Source organism: Brachybacterium sp. EE-P12 (genome assembly GCF_003711805.1).
Classification (GTDB): Bacteria; Actinomycetota; Actinomycetes; order Actinomycetales; family Dermabacteraceae; genus Brachybacterium.
Genome location: NZ_QXCP01000010.1, coordinates 203,651 through 217,898, shown reverse-complemented (window position 1 = coordinate 217,898; position 14,248 = coordinate 203,651). Strand labels below are relative to the sequence as shown.

The window sequence follows — 14,248 nt, the reverse complement described above, 5'->3', positions numbered from 1 at the left end:
TGGTCATGGGGCGTCCGCGTCCTGGACGCAGTCGGTGGTGGCGAGCTCCTGGTCGGTGCCGGAGACCTCGTTGCTGCACTCGACGACGTTCTCGAGCTCCGGGGTGAGGGCGAAGCCGCGGCCGTCGTCGGCCGTGCCGGTCATGTCGGCCGTGTTGTGGCGGAAGACGTTGCCGGTTCCCCAGCCGTCGAGGATCTCGTGGGTCTGGAACCCGTCGGCCGGGGACCCCGTGCCGGTGTTCCCCTCGATGACCCAGTCGTTCCCCTTCACGTCGACCCAGGAGTCGGCGTGGTCGTCCCCGTCGATCGCCGAGCCGTCGAAGGTGTTGTTCCGGAGGATCCCGCCGGTGGTGCCCTCCTTGATGTCGACGGCCTCGGCCGTGACACCCTCGATGCGGTTGTCCTCGATGAGGTTCTCGTCGGAGGTGTCGGGCGCACCGTCGGTGAGGTCCTCCCAGTTGCTCTCGGCCGAGCCGACGTAGATGCCCTCGCCGAACTTCGGCTTCCGCAGGCCGGTGCCGGAGACGTGGTTGCCCACGACGACGTTGTGCGAGCTGTGGGTGCGCAGATGGATCGCCTCGTCGCCGACGTCGGAGACGGCGAGCCCCTCGATCACCGAGTGCTCGGTGCCGTCGAGCATCACGCCCTTCTGCCCGCCGGTGACGGAGAAGCCGAGCAGATGCCAGTGCGAGGCGCCGTCGAGGTGGAGGGTGTAGCCGCCGTCGGGCTCCCCGCCGTCCAGGACGGCGTCCCGATCGCCGCACAGCGTGATCGGGGCGTCCTGCGTGCCGGCCGCGCGGGCGGTGAACTCGCCCTCGTAGACGCCCGGCGCGAGTCGGATGACGTCCCCCGGGCGCGCGCTCTCGAGCGCGGTGCGCAGCGTCCCGGAGTCCTCGACGTCGGTCGTCGCCTCGGGGCACTGCGTGGTCCGCTCGACGCTGCCCGGGACCGGGCCGCCGCCAGGGGCGGGCCCGTCGGGAGCGTCGGGGTCGGTCGCGCCGGGCGCCGAGCCGCCGTCGTCCGAGCCCCCGTCGTCGGAGCCGACGCCTGCGGTTCCGCCGTCCGACGGTCCGCCGCCGGTGGGCGCGGGCTCCTGCGACGGGCCGCCGAGCAGCACGATCCCGACCGCCGCGGCGAGGATCAGGGTGCTGAGGGCCGCGGTCAGGGCGGCGGCGCGGCGTGGTCCGTGTCTTCTCTGCGTGGTCATGCGTGCGTCCCTCCTCGGGTCGCGGTGCGGGGTCGGTCGTGGGGGCGCCCCGGGGTGCCGGGTCCGTCCCCGACGACCGACAGGGAGCGGCGGCGCCTGCCGCGCGCGGCGGGGGACGGGGCCCGCCCGCGCTGCTGCGCCTCGACCGGTGCGGCCTGCGCCGGGGCGGGCACCACCCCGGCGCTGAGCTGCATGAGCGGGGTGCGGTCCGCATACGGGTGGGTCCGTCGCCCGCGGCCCGGGCCGCGCCGCACGGTCGCACCGGCCGTGACCAGCAGGAGCAGGGCGATGGTCAGCCAGAGCACCGTCAGGGGCTGGAAGATCCGCTGGAGGATCACCGGCAGCGGCTTGGTGACCTCCCACTGCGCGGCGGAGTTCGCGATCAGCACCGCGCTGGTCCCGGAGCGGGAGGTGTCGATCGCGGCGGGGCCCTTCCCCGCGATCGAGTTCCGGGACACCGTGGTCGTGCCCGACTGGTCGATGACGGTGATGCCGTGGTTCGTCGCGCGGCGGATCACGTTCCCCGCGACCTCCCCCGACGCGCCGCGCGCATAGATCGCCGTATCCGCCCCGCTGATCGTGTTCTCGCTGATCAGTGCGTCGGCGACGTCGTCGCGGAGGCTGATGCCGTGCTCGTCGCTGAAGCGCACGCGGTTGCCGGAGATCTCGGGCTGCGAGGCGGCGCCGACCACGACGATGCCGCTGGTGTGCCGGGAGACCGCGTTGTCGCGCAGGGTCGTCCCCGCGCCGCCGATCACCTGGATCCCGTAGCGGCCGTTGCCCGTGACGGTGCTGCCGGAGACGGCATGCCCGCCGAAGACCCCGGTGGCGAGGCCGGTGGCGCCCGGGCCGTCGGCGAGGGCCGAACCTTCGAGGGTGATGCCGTTGCCGCGGTTGCGGGAGACCTCGGCCTCGTCGATCGACACGTCGGTGGTCCCGCGCCCCGCACGGATCCCGTCCCCGCCGTTGGAGTGCGCCCGGACCCCGCTCAGCCGCGCCGCGGTGACGAAGCGATGCAGCACCACCCCGTCCAGCAGGTTGCCGGTGAAGTCGCTGTCTCTGACCGTCAGCTGCGCCGTGTTCGCGGCGAACAGGCCGATCGCCGTGCCGCGTGCGGAGACGCGCTCGAGCGTCGCGGAGACCGTGCGGTCGCGGTCCTCCTCATCGGGGTCCGGGAGCAGGACCGGTGAGCTCGGATCGGGCTCGACGGCGCTGGGCTCCTCGGGGTCCGCGACCACGTCCCCGTCCGCGGTCCGGATGGCGGGCGCGTCGGAGCCGGTCAGCGCGAGGCCGCCGGTCGGCCCGGACCAGAAGCCGAGATGCCTGAGGTCGACGTCCCGGGCGGTGACCGACCCCGCCAGCGCGCGGACGTAGGCGCGGCCGTCGGAGGTGTCCTCGTCCGCCGCGTCGCGGGAGCTGTCCCAGCCCGAGATCTCCACGGGGTCCTCCTCCCCGCCGGCGATCTCCAGGTCGCCGCCGAGGGAGACGATCGAGGCGAAGCCCTCGGGGGTGCTCCGCAGGTGCACGACCAGCCCGTCGTCGTCATGGATGCGCAGGGTCGCGCCGCGGTCGACGACCAGGTGCGAGGAGATCAGGTACGAGCCGTCGTCCTCGCGCTCGACGGCGTCGGGCACGATCTCGGCGAGCTCCGCCAGCGTGTAGGGCGTCTCGCGGGCGAGCAGGACGACGCTCTCGGCATCCCCCGAGGGCAGCGACAGCGGCGCGGCGCCCTCGGCGAACGCCCACCGCGTGGAGTCCACCATCGCGGCGACGTCCGTGAGCCGGCGCCCCTCGGCGCGCGCCTCCGCCGACTCGCGGGACGGGTCCCCGGGATAGTCGGGCTCGACCTCGGCCGTGTGGGACCGCCCGCCCTGCCCCTCGGCGAGGGCCGGAGCCGCGCCGAGCGGCAGGGCGGCCGCGGCCAGCAGGACGGCTGCGGCGACCAGCACCGCTGCGGCCCGCAGCCCGGCGGCGCTCAGCGGGCAGTCCGTGACCGGGCGGGATGCCCCGGCGAGACGACGGAAGAGAGGGCGCGCGGGGTTCATGACGCCACCTCGACAGGCTCCGCGAGCGCTGCGGAGGCGGCCGGAGCGGCGGCCGCCGTGAGCGTGCCGGAGGTCTGGCCGTCGCCGCCGAGCGCGTTCGCGCTCCGGGTCAGCCAGCCCTGCTTGTTCATCGTCACCAGGGCGAAGACCTTGATGGGCAGCGCGATGAAGATGACCACGAGCACGACCACCGGGAGGATCACGATCTCCTGCGGGTGCCGGCGAAGATGCGAGATGCCGCGGATGCCGCGGGTCAGGATCAGCCACAGCAGCGGGGCGATGATGCCGATCTGCGTCAGCTCCACGCGGCTGAACAGCAGATAGGCGATGGTCATGCCCATCGTGACCGGGGTGAGCAGGATCTGCAGCACGGTGATCTTCGTGATCACGGGGACCCGCCACAGCCACCCCTTGAACGCCGCGGTCAGATAGCAGCGGTAGGAGTTCCTGCTCCAGCGCACGCGCTGCTTGACGAAGGCCGTGAACGTGGCGGGGAACATCGACAGCGCCTTGGCGGAGCGCTGGTGCACGGTGCGATAGCCGGAGGCCAGCACGAGCCAGGTGAGGCGGCCGTCGTCGCCGGCGATGCAGCGGCGCCCCAGGAAGAACTCGTCCTCCATGTCGGTGACCACCGGCTTCACCGCGGCGGCCCGGTAGGCGGCGGTGCGGCCCGAGAGGCAGGCGACGGCGCCGAACCTGCCCTGCGCGGGCACGTAGTCGTGATAGCGCAGGTCGACCAGCCAGTCCGCGATCCGACGCCACAGGCTCGTGGTGCGCTGGTACACGTTCTGCTGCGTGCTCACGCCGCCCACATCGGGGTCCGCGAACGGCTTCTGGACGTTCTCCAGCAGCCCCGGCGTCCATCGCGTGTCCGAGTCCACGAGCACCAGCACCTCGCCCTGCGCGGCGCGGATGCCGACGCCCAGCGCGCTGCGTTTGCCGACGTGGTCGAAGAGCACCGGATGGATGCGAGGGTCCCCGAGCGCGGTGATGCGCGCATGCGCCTCCGTGTCCGCGACGTCCAGGACGATGATGATCTCGTCCGGGTTCTGCTCCCGCCAGGTGTCGAGGCAGTCCATCAGGATGTCGACGTCCTCGTGGTACGACGGCACGATCACCGAGGTGCTGGTGCGGAAGTCGCTCTCGATCGGCGGCGTGGTCCAGGACAGCACCGCTCGGATCAGCCAGATCAGCCAGACCACCGTCCCGGCGACGGCGATCGGGGCGTACGGGCCCATGTGCCCGGCCAGGTCGAGCACGACGGAGCCGATCCGTCCCAGCCCCTGGGCGAGGGTGTCCACCGTGTCGCCTGCGGGCGAGGCCTCGAGCGGTGGTGCGGTCATGCGGTGCAGCACGTGGTCTCCTCCGGTTCTGTTCACGACCCGGAGATGGTGGAGAGCCCGGCTTTCCCCGGACTTTCAGGTATGCCTGACCTGCCCGGGATGCGAGGATGGCGAGCCATGACCTCCACGAGCATCGAGACCCTGCTGGACGCGACCCGACTGACCGGGCTGGAGACCACCGAGGGAGGCCGGATCGTGGCGCGGGTGTCGGCGCTCGACGCCAAGGGCACCTCCTACCGCGGCGCCCTCGTCGAGATCGACGGGGAGAGGCTCGTGCCCCTGACCCGCGGCAGCGCCTCCATCGGCGCCGTCGCCCTGGCCGAGGACGGCACCACCTTCTTCACCGCCAAGCGCGTCGGCGAGGACGGCGAGGAGACGGAGGACGCCCAGCTGTGGGCGCTGCCCCCGCGCGGCGAGGCCCGCGAGCTCGCCTCCCGCCCCGGCGGGTTCGGCGGCCTCGCCGTCGCCGGCCGCTACCTGCTCACCGAGCTCGAGATCCACTCCCAGGCCACCGACGAGACCACCCACGCCGAGCTCTCCGCGACGCGCACGAAGGCCAAGGTGACCGCCGCCCTCCACAGCGGCTTCCCTACCCGCTACTGGGACCACGACCTCGGCCCCTCCCGCACCGTCCTCGCGATCGCCGCCCTGCCCGAGGACCTCGCCACCGCCGAACGCACCCCCGCCCCGACGGCCGAGGAGGCGGGCGGCGACGAGGACGCCCCCACCCAGGTCCTCCATCTCCGCCACGTGACCATGCCGCCCGGACGCCTGGTGGACTGGACCGTCGACCGCACGGGCGAGCAGGCGCTGGTCGCCATGGCCGACACCCGCGACGACCGCCTCGCCGTCACCGACCTCTACCTCCTCGACCTCGTCGGCGCGCAGCCGCCGCGCCTGCTGCGCGAGGGCACGAACCAGCTCGAGCACGGACCGGGCGAGTTCAGCCCCTCGGGCGACCGCGCCCTGATCGGCCGCCACCGCGTCTGGACGCAGACGCAGACCATGTCCGTCGGCATCGAGCTGCTCGACCTCGCCACCGGCGAGTCCGCCGCCGTCTGGCCGGAGCTGGACCACTGGGTCGAGCCCGTCTGGCTGGACGAGAACACGCTGGTCGCCACCAGCGACGACACCGGGCGCGGCGCCGTCTGGATCGGGGGCGTGAGCGATGCGGCTCCGCGTCGCCTCGCCGGCGGACCCCAGCAGGACCTCGCCTTCTCGGACCTCTCGATCGCCGGCGGCGCGATCATCGCCTCCGCCTCCGGCATCGCCGTGGCCCCGCATCCCGTGCGGATCGACCGCAGCAGCGGCGCCGTCGAGGCGCTGCCGAACCCGGCCGACGCCCTCGCCCAGGAGGGCACGCTCACCGAGGTCACCGCCACCGCCGAGGACGGCACCGCGCTGCGCGCCTGGCTGCGCCTGCCCGCGGGGGAGGGGCCGCACCCGCTGGTCGTCTTCGCCCATGGCGGCCCCTGGGGCTCCTGGAACGCCTGGACCTACCGCTGGAACCCCGGCCCCTTCGTCGCCGCCGGCTACGCCGTGCTGCTGCCCGACCCCGCGATCTCCACCGGCTACGGCCAGTCGATGATCGACCGCGGTCAGCACGAGCTCGGCGGCGCGCCGTACACCGACATCATGGCGCTCGTCGACGTCACGATCGCCCGCGAGGACATCGACGAGTCCGCGACCGCCTTCGCCGGCGGCTCCTACGGCGGGTACATGGCCAACTGGGTCGCCGGACACACCGGCGACCGCTTCCGCTGCATCGTCACCCACGCCTCGCTGTGGGACACCGAGACGATGGGCTCCACCACCGACAACGCCGGCTGGCACCGCCCCATGATCGAGCAGAACGCGCGCTACAACCCGAAGGACTCCGTGCGCGAGATCGTGGCGCCGATGCTCGTCATCCACGGCGACAAGGACTACCGCGTCCCGATCGCGCAGGGCCACGCCCTCTGGCACGACCTGAACGAGTACTCGGCCACCCCGCGCGACGAGCACGGCCGCACCCGCCACCGCTACCTGTACTTCCCCGACGAGGGGCACTGGATCACCGGCCGCGGCAACGCGCAGGTCTGGTACGAGACCTTCCTCGGCTTCCTCGACGAGCACGTGCGCGGCGAGACCTGGGAGCGTCCCGCGACGCTCGGGTGAGATGCCGCCTGCCCGCTCGCGAATGCTTCGTTCTCAGCCGTCTCGGGGCGGGATGCGGCGGAGAACGAAGCATCCGTGAGCCATGAGGGCCTGCCCCGCCTCAGAACGAGGAGAGCAGCGTCTCGCTGTGCTCGTCCTCGAGGAAGGCGCGCACCGTGTCGCTGGTCATCGCCCGCTGCAGCGCCTGGATCTTCGCGGAGTCCTTGTTGTCCTCGCGGGCGACGAGCGAGATCGCGAAGCGCTGGTCCACGGTCTCCTCGAGCAGCAGCGCATCGGCCGGGGTGAGCCCCACCTTCGAGATGTAGGTGGGGTAGTTGTAGACAAGCGCGATGCCGTCCTCGTCATAGGCGGAGGCGAGGTTCAGCAGGTCCACCTGCACGAACTCGAGATCGAGGGGGTTGTCGACGATGTCGGCGATCCGCCCCTCGAAGCCGGCGTCCTCGGGGAGGGACAGCAGCTCGTGCTCGTGCAGGATCGCGAGCGCCCGGCCCTCGTTGGAGACGTCGTTCGGGATCGCGACCTTCGCGCCCTCGGGGATCTCCTCGACGTCGGAGTACGCCTTGGAGTAGTAGCCGACCTTCGCGTCGTAGATCGCGGCGAGCTTCACGAGCTCTGTGCCGTTCTCCTCGTTGAAGGTGGTCATGTACGGCTCGTGCTGGGCGAAGTTCGTGTCGACCTCGCCGTCGGCGAGCAGGCGGTTGTACTGCACGTTGTCGCTGACCTGCACGAGCTCGACCGTGTACCCCTCCTCGGCGGCGACCTCGGCGGCGGTGGTGACCACGTCGGTCATCGGCGGCAGGTGCGAGGCGACCTTGATGAGGGTGTCGTCGCCGCCTTCGGACGCTTCGCCCGAGGCGGAGCCACCGACGCCGCAGGCCGCGAGGCCCAGCGCCGCGCTCCCGGCGAGGGCGGTCAGGCCGACGGCGCGTCGGCTGGGGAGGGCTGCGACGGTGCGGGCGGCGGGACGGGGCGCGGCGGTGCGGGAGGCGGGGGAACGGCGGAGGGAGGGAGTCACGGGATGTCTCGTTCCTGATCGGGGCGGATGAGGGAGCCGGCGGGGGCAGAGGAAAGGTGCGGGCAGAGGACCGGCGAGGTCAGCGCCCCCGTCGGTCCAGGGAGCGCGAGAGCAGCGTCCCCGCCCCCTGGATGAGCATGACCGCCACGATCATCAGCACGATCGTGGCGTACATGAGGTCGTACTCGTAGGTCTGGTAGCCGTAGCGGATCGCGAAGTCGCCCACCCCGCCGCCGCCCACGACGCCCATGATCGTGGAGTAGCTGACCATCGAGATCGTCACCGTGGTCAGGCTGAGCACCAGCCCGGAGCGGGCCTCGGAGTACAGGAAGCGGGTCACCAGCTGCAGGGGGCTCGCGCCGAGGGAGCGGGCGAGCTCGACGGTCTGCTCGGGCACGTCCAGCAGCGTTTGCTCCGAGAAGCGCGCATACAGCGCGGCGGCGACGAAGGCGAGTGGCACAGAGGCGGCGGTGGTGCCGAAGGAGGTCCCCACCAGCCAGCGCGTGAAGGGGATCAGCGCGACGACGAACAGCAGGAAGGGCACCGAGCGCACCACGTTGACGTAGACGTTCAGGGCGCTGTGCAGCCAGCGCCGCTCATAGGGGCCGCCGGGCCGGGCCAGGTACAGCAGCGTCCCCACCGGCAGGCCCACGAGGACCGCGGCGAGCAGGGAGTTGCCGAGCATGTAGCCGGTCTCGACGATCGAGGTGATGATCTCGCCGCGGTACTCGGTCAGACGCGCGAGCAGCTCGCTCATGCCAGGAACTCCGCGGCGCGCTGCGCATAGCTGCCGCTGCGCTCGCGCGGCGGCGGGGGCGTGACGTCGGTGTGCGCGGCGATCCGGCCCTCCTCGAGCACGACGGCTCGGTCGCAGGAGCTCTTCACGGTCTCCAGCTCGTGGCTGACCAGCACGATCGTGGTGGAGAACTCGCGCCGCACCTTGCGCAGCACGTCCATGACCTCCTCCGTGTGGCCGGAGTCCAGGGCCGAGGTGGGCTCGTCGCACAGCAGGATCCGCGGCCGGGTCACCAGGGCCCGCGCAATCGCGACGCGCTGCTTCTCGCCGCCGGAGAGCCGGGCGGGGTGCTTGTCGCGATGGTCGGCCATCCGCACGAACTCGAGCATCTGCAGCGCCCGGTCGCGGCCGCGTCGGCCCTGGAGCCGCAGCGGCAGGGCGACGTTCTCGAGCACGGGCGAGTTCGCGAGCAGGTTGAACTGCTGGAACACCATGCCGATGTCGCGCCGACGGGCGCGCTGGGTGCGGGCGGGGAGGGCGTCGAGGTCCTCGCCGGCGACGAGCACGGTGCCGGAGGTGGGCGCCTCGAGGTGGTTGATCAGGCGCAGCAGGGTCGACTTGCCGGAGCCGGACTCGCCCACGATCCCCACCATCTCGTTCTCCGCGATGGTCAGGTCGATGCGGTCCAGGGCGGTCACGGTGGCACGGCCCTGCATGAACGTCTTGCTGACCTGTCGGAACTCGATCATCGGCTCTCGGGGGAGGGAGGGGCCCGCGGGCGCTCGCGGTGGAGCATGCGGCCGACGGGGCGGGTGCGGAGGGAAGGACTGCGGAGCAGGTGAGGCAAGCCTATCCAGCGGGCGGGTCAGTGCGTTATGCGGTGCGTCACGGGGGCCTCGCCTCCGCTCGTGAGCAGTTTCGAGACTGGGCAGCGGGCGTGCGCGGCGGCGATCAGGCGGGACGCCTCCTCGGCGGGCAGCTCGTCGATCTCGACCTGCGCGCGGGGGATGAAGCGATAGCCGCCGGCGGGGTCGCGGCGCAGCTCCACCTCGACGCCCACCCGGCTCTCGACCCGATGCCCCTGTTCCGCGAGCACCACCGTCAGCGTCTCGCCGAGGCAGGTGGACCAGGCCGTCGCGAGCAGCTGCTCGGGGTTGAACCCGCTCGCCGCGGCCGACGGCCCGCCCGTCGGCAGGGAGAGCACACCGTCCGGATCAGGCGACGTCGCACCGAGGCGGACGCCCGCCGCGTCGCGGATCCGCACCTGCCCGGAGGTGCCGCCGAGGTTGTCGACGCGTGCGGTGTAGAGGGCTCGGTCGCCCGAGGTGGGCGCGGGTGCTGTGCCGTCGGGCGGGCTGCTCTGGGGGATCGCGCCTGTCGTGGGGAGGGGGTCGGTCGCCATCTCTCCAGGCTAGCCCGCCTGGTTGACCACGACTCGAACATGTGTTCGACTACCTGGCATGCGGTGGAGCGGACAGGAGATCGGCCCGAAGGGCGGGCAGCAGTCCGGGACGCCGGCGCTGCTCGGCCTGTCGGGCCTGGTGCGCAGCGTGACCACGCCGGAGTTCCAGGGCGTCACCTTCCACGAGGTCACCGCGAAGTCCGCGCTGAACCGCGTCCCCGCGGCGAGCTCGATGCCCTTCGAATGGACCGTGAACCCGTATCGCGGCTGCTCGCACGCCTGCGTGTACTGCTTCGCGCGCAGCACGCACCGCTATCTCGACCTCGACGCCGGGGCGGACTTCGACCAGCAGGTGATCGTCAAGGTCAACGTCGCCGAGGTGCTGCGCGCCGAGCTCTCGCGCCGCTCCTGGAACCATGATCTCGTCGCGCTGGGCACGAACACCGACCCCTACCAGCGGGCGGAGGGTCGGTACCGGCTCATGCCCGGGATCATCGACGCGCTCGCCGAGTCCGGCACGCCGCTGTCGATCCTCACCAAGGGCACCCTCCTGCGCCGCGACCTGCCCCAGCTCGAGCAGGCCGCCCGGCGCGTGCCCGTGGACCTCTCGATGTCGATCGCCGTGTTCGACGACGCGCTCCAGAAGGCCGTCGAGCCCGGCACCCCCACCACTGAGGCCCGGCTCGCGACCGTGCGCGCCGCGGCCGACGCCGGCTTCGTCGTCACCGTCTTCCTGATGCCGATCATGCCCTGGCTGACCGACGGGGACGCGCAGCTCGACGATGCGCTCGCCCGGATCGCGGAGGCGGGTGCGTCGCGCGTCGTCTTCGGCGCGCTGCACCTGCGGCCCGGGGCGAAGGAGTGGTTCCTCGAGTGGATCCAGCGCGAGCACCCGCACCTGGCGACCGGGTACCGCCGCTTCTACGGAAGCTCCTCCTACGCCCCTGCGAGCTACCGCGCCCAGCTCGTCCGGCGTCTGCGGCCCCTGCTGCGCAAGCACGGTCTGGACGCCCGCGAGGACGAGGACCAGCCCGAGCAGCGCCGACTCGCCGGCAGGTCCTCCCGTCGGCCGTCCGCCCCTCCGGCTCTCGATCCGATGCCGCAGCCGGCGCTGTTCTGAGCGGGCTCGGGCGACGGCCGCCCAGGCGCGGCGAAAGGCCCCTGCCCGGCGAGTGAACTCGCTGGTCAGGGGCCTTCTCCTGCGGCGGAGGATGGGGGATTTGAACCCCCGAGGGCGTTAACCCAACACGCGTTCCAGGCGTGCGCCATAGGCCGCTAGGCGAATCCTCCAGCGCTCGTGAAGAGCGGTGATCAGAATACCCGAGAGCGCAGGCCGGCGCGAACCGACCGGTTACAGGTCACACTTCGCGCCCGCGGACGGGCGTGGTGGGGACGAGCCGCGAGGCCGCGGCGGGTCCCGGGCCGGTCGAGCCGCGCACCCGCAGCACGGGCTCGGCGACGCTGCGCGAATCGGTGCGCCGGCCCACCCGGCGCTCCTGCAGCATGCGCGCCGCGATCCGCCCCATCTCCTGCCGCGGCTGGTTCACGCTGGTCAGGTGCGGCCGCACGGTGAGCGCGACCGCCGAGGAGTCGTAGCCGACCACGCTGAGCCGACCCGGCACCTCGACCCCGAGATCCGCGGCGCGGTGCAGCACCTGCACCGCGGCGATGTCGTTCGCGGCGAACACCGCGGTGGGGGCGTCGACGCCGCCGCGGCGAAGATCGCGCAGCAGCAGGTCGATGCCCTCCGCCGCCGAGTCCGGGCCGATCACCGAGACGGCGTCCGCGAGCCCGAGCCGGGCCGTCTCGGCGAGGAAGCCGGTGCGGCGGGCCGCGGGTCCGGGCCTGCTCGACAGGGTCACGTGCGCGAGGCGCCGGTGCCCGGCCTCGACCAGATGGCGCACCGCGAGCGCCGCCCCTTCGGTGTCGTCGGTGATCACGACGTCGGTGCCCGGCACCGGGTCCTGCATCCTGCCGATCACGACCACCGGCACCGAGCGCGCGGTCCGTTCGAGCGCCGAGGGCGGCAGCCACGTGGTCACCGCGATGATCCCGTCCACCTCGAGATCCAGCAGTCGCTGCAGCTGTCGTCCCATGTGCGCGCCGTCCCGTCGGCCGTGGGCGATCACCACCCCGGCGCCGAGGGACTCCGCCGTCTCCTCGATGCCCGCGATGACGTCGGTGTGGTACGGATTCCCCAGGTCCGTGGGCAGCACGCCGAAGAGCGTCGTGGCGCGTCGACGCCGCCCGTAGCCGAGGCGCCGCGCCGCCTCCCGCACCCGCTCCCGGGTGCCCGGCGAGATGCCCGCGCGGTCGTTCAGCGCCATCGACGCCGCGGCGGGGGAGACCCCGGCCGCGCGCGCCACATCGGCGAGGGAGGGACGGGACGCAGGAGAGGCCACAGGACCGGTCTATCAGCGGCAGACGCGCCTGTGACCGGCGGATCTGAAGGATTTCAGCGGTCGACCCCCGCGCGTGCCGACGGGTTCACGCCCCGTTCACGAGGCGCCTCCCGGAGCGGCCTAGCGTCGAGGACATGACCCCCGGGCCGCCCGCCCCTCCTCGTCGAACGGACCGCTGTGACCACTGTGCACCACCACCTCGAGACCGCCGCACCGGCCGCGCCCCGCCTCGGCGCCGCCTCGGCCGTCGCGGCCCCGCTGCCCGCCCCCGCGGCGCTCCTGCTGGACTTCGGCGGGGTGGTCGTCTCGACCGCCTCGCGCAGGGCGTGGGCGCAGGAGCTCGCCGAGGTCGTCGTCGCGCGGGCCGAGCCGCTCGGCGCCCGCCTCGACCTCGAGTCCGTCGCGGTCTCGCTGCGCGCCGGGCGCACCGCCCTGTCGATGTGGAAGAACGCCGCCTCCCGCCGCCTCGCCCCGCGCGAGCTCTCGCCGACCGAGATCGTCGACGACTTCCTGCTCGCCGACCTGCCGGACCCGGTGCGTCGAGGCCTCGCCCTCGACGCCGGAGAGCTGCTCGCCACGATGGCGACGACGGTCTCCGAGCACCACCCGCGCCCCGGCGTCGACGAGCTCCTCGCCGAGTGCGCGACCCGTCGCATCCCGCTCGGGATCGTCTCCAACGCCCATTCGGGCCGGGCGCACCGTGCGATCCTCGCCGACCTGGGGCTCGACCGCTTCTTCGGCGTGCAGGTGTACTCCGACGAGGTCGGGATCCGCAAGCCGCACCCGGGCATGATCCGCCTGGCCGCCGAAGGTCTCGGCGTCGCCCCGCACGAGACCTGGTACGTCGGCGACACCCTCGACCGCGACGTCGTGGCCGGCCGGCGGGCCGGAGCCGGCGCCGTGGTGATCACCCGCGATCGCCGCACCGACGCCCCGCCCTTCCCCGTCGCCGAGACCCCCGACCTCGTGCTCGAGACCCCCGAAGGGCTCATCGCCCCGCTGCGCGCCGCGCTCGACGGCGCCGCGGCGGAGCGCTCGGAGCACGATCTCGCCGCGGCCGACGCACGCCGCCCCGCTGCGCGCCGCGGCCGGCCCGCCGTGCTCCTGGACCACGGCGGCGTGATCACGCTGTCCACCCCGAACCCGGCCCGGGACGAGGAGGTCGGAGCGCTGATCGTCGGGATCTCCGAGCGCATCGGTCACCCGATCGACCTCGTGACCGCCGGCGACGCGATCGCCGCCGGCTGGGAGCGCCACCGCGCCCGCAAGCGCGCCCGCGACAGCGCCGATGACCCTGCCCACCGCCACGAGGAGATCGACCCGGCCGTGCTCTGGGGCGACCTGGTGGGGGAGGGGCTGCCCGAGCCGCTGCGGGCCGCGCTGCGCCTCGAGGCCCCGCAGCTCTCCCTCGCACTGCACCGGGCGAAGTCCGTGCCTGCGCCCCGGCCCGGCGCGCTCGAGCTGATCCGCTGGTGCCGCGCGCAGGGGATCGTGGTCGGCATCGTCTCGAACACGATCTCGGGCCGCGGGGTGCGGGAGATCCTCGCCCGCTACGGCGTGCTCGCCGATCTCGGCCCCTCCGCGTACTCCGACGAGGTCGGGGTGCGCAAGCCGGGCCGGGAGATCTTCGAGGCCGCGCTCGCCGGGCTCGGGACTGCCCCTGAGGACGTCTGGTACGTCGGCGACAAGACCGTCAACGACGGCCGCGGCGGGAAGGACGCCGGCATCGGCGCAGTGTGCCTGCTGCGCGGCGGCAAGGACTCGGACGAGGAGCTCTCCGCGGCGCTCGCCGAGGGGCACGCCGATCACCTCCTCGACTCCCCGGCCGATCTCATCGACCTGCTCGTCGAGCATCTGCGTGAGGCGTCGCACCCGGCCGCCGCGCCCGGGACGCGCGCCCGGACCCCCTGACCCCGGCCCCCCGCGGCGCCGTCGCCCCCGC

Annotated in this window: 11 protein-coding genes and 1 tRNA gene; 3 read left to right on the top strand and 9 right to left on the bottom strand. The window is 73.2% G+C overall.

The genetic code is table 11. From position 1 onward, the window contains the following. Window positions 1–3 precede the first annotated feature (3 nt). The 3 genes from D1648_RS15870 to D1648_RS15860 are packed head-to-tail and all read right to left on the bottom strand — an operon-like array spanning window position 4 to window position 4,606. The gene (locus D1648_RS15870) at window positions 4–1,206 is read right to left on the bottom strand and encodes a nitrous oxide reductase family maturation protein NosD (protein WP_122943567.1); all 1,203 of its coding nucleotides are present in this window, start codon (window positions 1,204–1,206) and stop codon (window positions 4–6) included. After that, window positions 1,203–3,251 (bottom strand): right-handed parallel beta-helix repeat-containing protein, encoded by a 2,049-nt coding sequence (locus D1648_RS15865; protein WP_122943566.1) that lies wholly within the window; start codon window positions 3,249–3,251, stop codon window positions 1,203–1,205. Before D1648_RS15865 ends, D1648_RS15870 begins: the two co-directional genes overlap by 4 nt. Beyond that, window positions 3,248–4,606, bottom strand: a complete 1,359-nt coding sequence (locus tag D1648_RS15860; protein ID WP_241155543.1) for a glycosyltransferase — start codon at window positions 4,604–4,606, stop codon at window positions 3,248–3,250. The genes D1648_RS15865 and D1648_RS15860 overlap by 4 nt, the downstream gene beginning before the upstream one ends. A 105-nt stretch (window positions 4,607–4,711) precedes the next feature. Between D1648_RS15860 and D1648_RS18470 the strand changes: the two genes are divergently transcribed. Then, window positions 4,712–6,751, top strand: coding sequence for an alpha/beta fold hydrolase (locus D1648_RS18470; protein ID WP_122943565.1), 2,040 nt, complete (start codon window positions 4,712–4,714; stop codon window positions 6,749–6,751). A gap of 100 nt (window positions 6,752–6,851) precedes the next feature. Here D1648_RS18470 and D1648_RS15850 read toward each other — a convergent pair whose 3' ends face one another. The 4 genes from D1648_RS15850 to D1648_RS15835 form a co-directional block, all read right to left on the bottom strand. Continuing rightward, window positions 6,852–7,766, bottom strand: a complete 915-nt coding sequence (locus D1648_RS15850; RefSeq protein ID WP_206424826.1) for a MetQ/NlpA family ABC transporter substrate-binding protein — start codon at window positions 7,764–7,766, stop codon at window positions 6,852–6,854. Window positions 7,767–7,845: 79 nt separating this feature from the next. Further along, window positions 7,846–8,523 carry a methionine ABC transporter permease gene (locus tag D1648_RS15845; protein ID WP_122943564.1) on the bottom strand — a complete coding sequence of 226 codons (678 nt, stop codon included), beginning with the start codon at window positions 8,521–8,523 and terminating at the stop codon, window positions 7,846–7,848. After that, entirely contained in the window at window positions 8,520–9,251 is a 732-nt protein-coding gene (locus D1648_RS15840; RefSeq protein ID WP_122943563.1) for a methionine ABC transporter ATP-binding protein, read from the bottom strand. Before D1648_RS15840 ends, D1648_RS15845 begins: the two co-directional genes overlap by 4 nt. A 116-nt stretch (window positions 9,252–9,367) precedes the next feature. After that, the gene (locus D1648_RS15835) at window positions 9,368–9,904 is read right to left on the bottom strand and encodes an OsmC family protein (RefSeq protein ID WP_122943562.1); all 537 of its coding nucleotides are present in this window, start codon (window positions 9,902–9,904) and stop codon (window positions 9,368–9,370) included. 58 nt (window positions 9,905–9,962) lie between these two features. Here D1648_RS15835 and D1648_RS15830 point away from each other — a divergent pair, with 58 nt between their 5' ends. Then, complete coding sequence (locus D1648_RS15830; RefSeq protein WP_122943561.1) at window positions 9,963–11,024, top strand: Rv2578c family radical SAM protein; 1,062 nt, start codon at window positions 9,963–9,965, stop codon at window positions 11,022–11,024. Window positions 11,025–11,109: 85 nt separating this feature from the next. On the opposite strand, the gene D1648_RS15825 is transcribed toward D1648_RS15830, so the two are convergent. Together D1648_RS15825 and D1648_RS15820 are read right to left on the bottom strand one after the other, a co-directional pair. Beyond that, window positions 11,110–11,194, bottom strand: a tRNA-Ser gene (locus tag D1648_RS15825). Between the two features lie 68 nt (window positions 11,195–11,262). Next, window positions 11,263–12,306 (bottom strand): LacI family DNA-binding transcriptional regulator, encoded by a 1,044-nt coding sequence (locus tag D1648_RS15820; protein WP_122943560.1) that lies wholly within the window; start codon window positions 12,304–12,306, stop codon window positions 11,263–11,265. Between the two features lie 177 nt (window positions 12,307–12,483). On the opposite strand from D1648_RS15820, the gene D1648_RS15815 reads away from it, so the two are divergent. Next, window positions 12,484–14,217, top strand: coding sequence for an HAD-IA family hydrolase (locus tag D1648_RS15815; RefSeq protein ID WP_122943559.1), 1,734 nt, complete (start codon window positions 12,484–12,486; stop codon window positions 14,215–14,217). The last annotated feature ends 31 nt before the right edge of the window (window positions 14,218–14,248 follow it).

Excerpts from the sequence above, each read along its gene's own strand:
- D1648_RS15870 (WP_122943567.1), bottom strand. The coding sequence starts at position 1,206 with ATGACCACGCAGAGAAGACACGGACCACGCCGCGCCGCCGCCCTGACC.
- D1648_RS15845 (WP_122943564.1), bottom strand. The coding sequence starts at position 8,523 with ATGAGCGAGCTGCTCGCGCGTCTGACCGAGTACCGCGGCGAGATCATC.
- D1648_RS15835 (WP_122943562.1), bottom strand. The coding sequence starts at position 9,904 with ATGGCGACCGACCCCCTCCCCACGACAGGCGCGATCCCCCAGAGCAGC.
- D1648_RS15840 (WP_122943563.1), bottom strand. The coding sequence starts at position 9,251 with ATGATCGAGTTCCGACAGGTCAGCAAGACGTTCATGCAGGGCCGTGCC.
- D1648_RS15865 (WP_122943566.1), bottom strand. The coding sequence starts at position 3,251 with ATGAACCCCGCGCGCCCTCTCTTCCGTCGTCTCGCCGGGGCATCCCGC.
- D1648_RS18470 (WP_122943565.1), top strand. The coding sequence starts at position 4,712 with ATGACCTCCACGAGCATCGAGACCCTGCTGGACGCGACCCGACTGACC.
- D1648_RS15830 (WP_122943561.1), top strand. The coding sequence starts at position 9,963 with ATGCGGTGGAGCGGACAGGAGATCGGCCCGAAGGGCGGGCAGCAGTCC.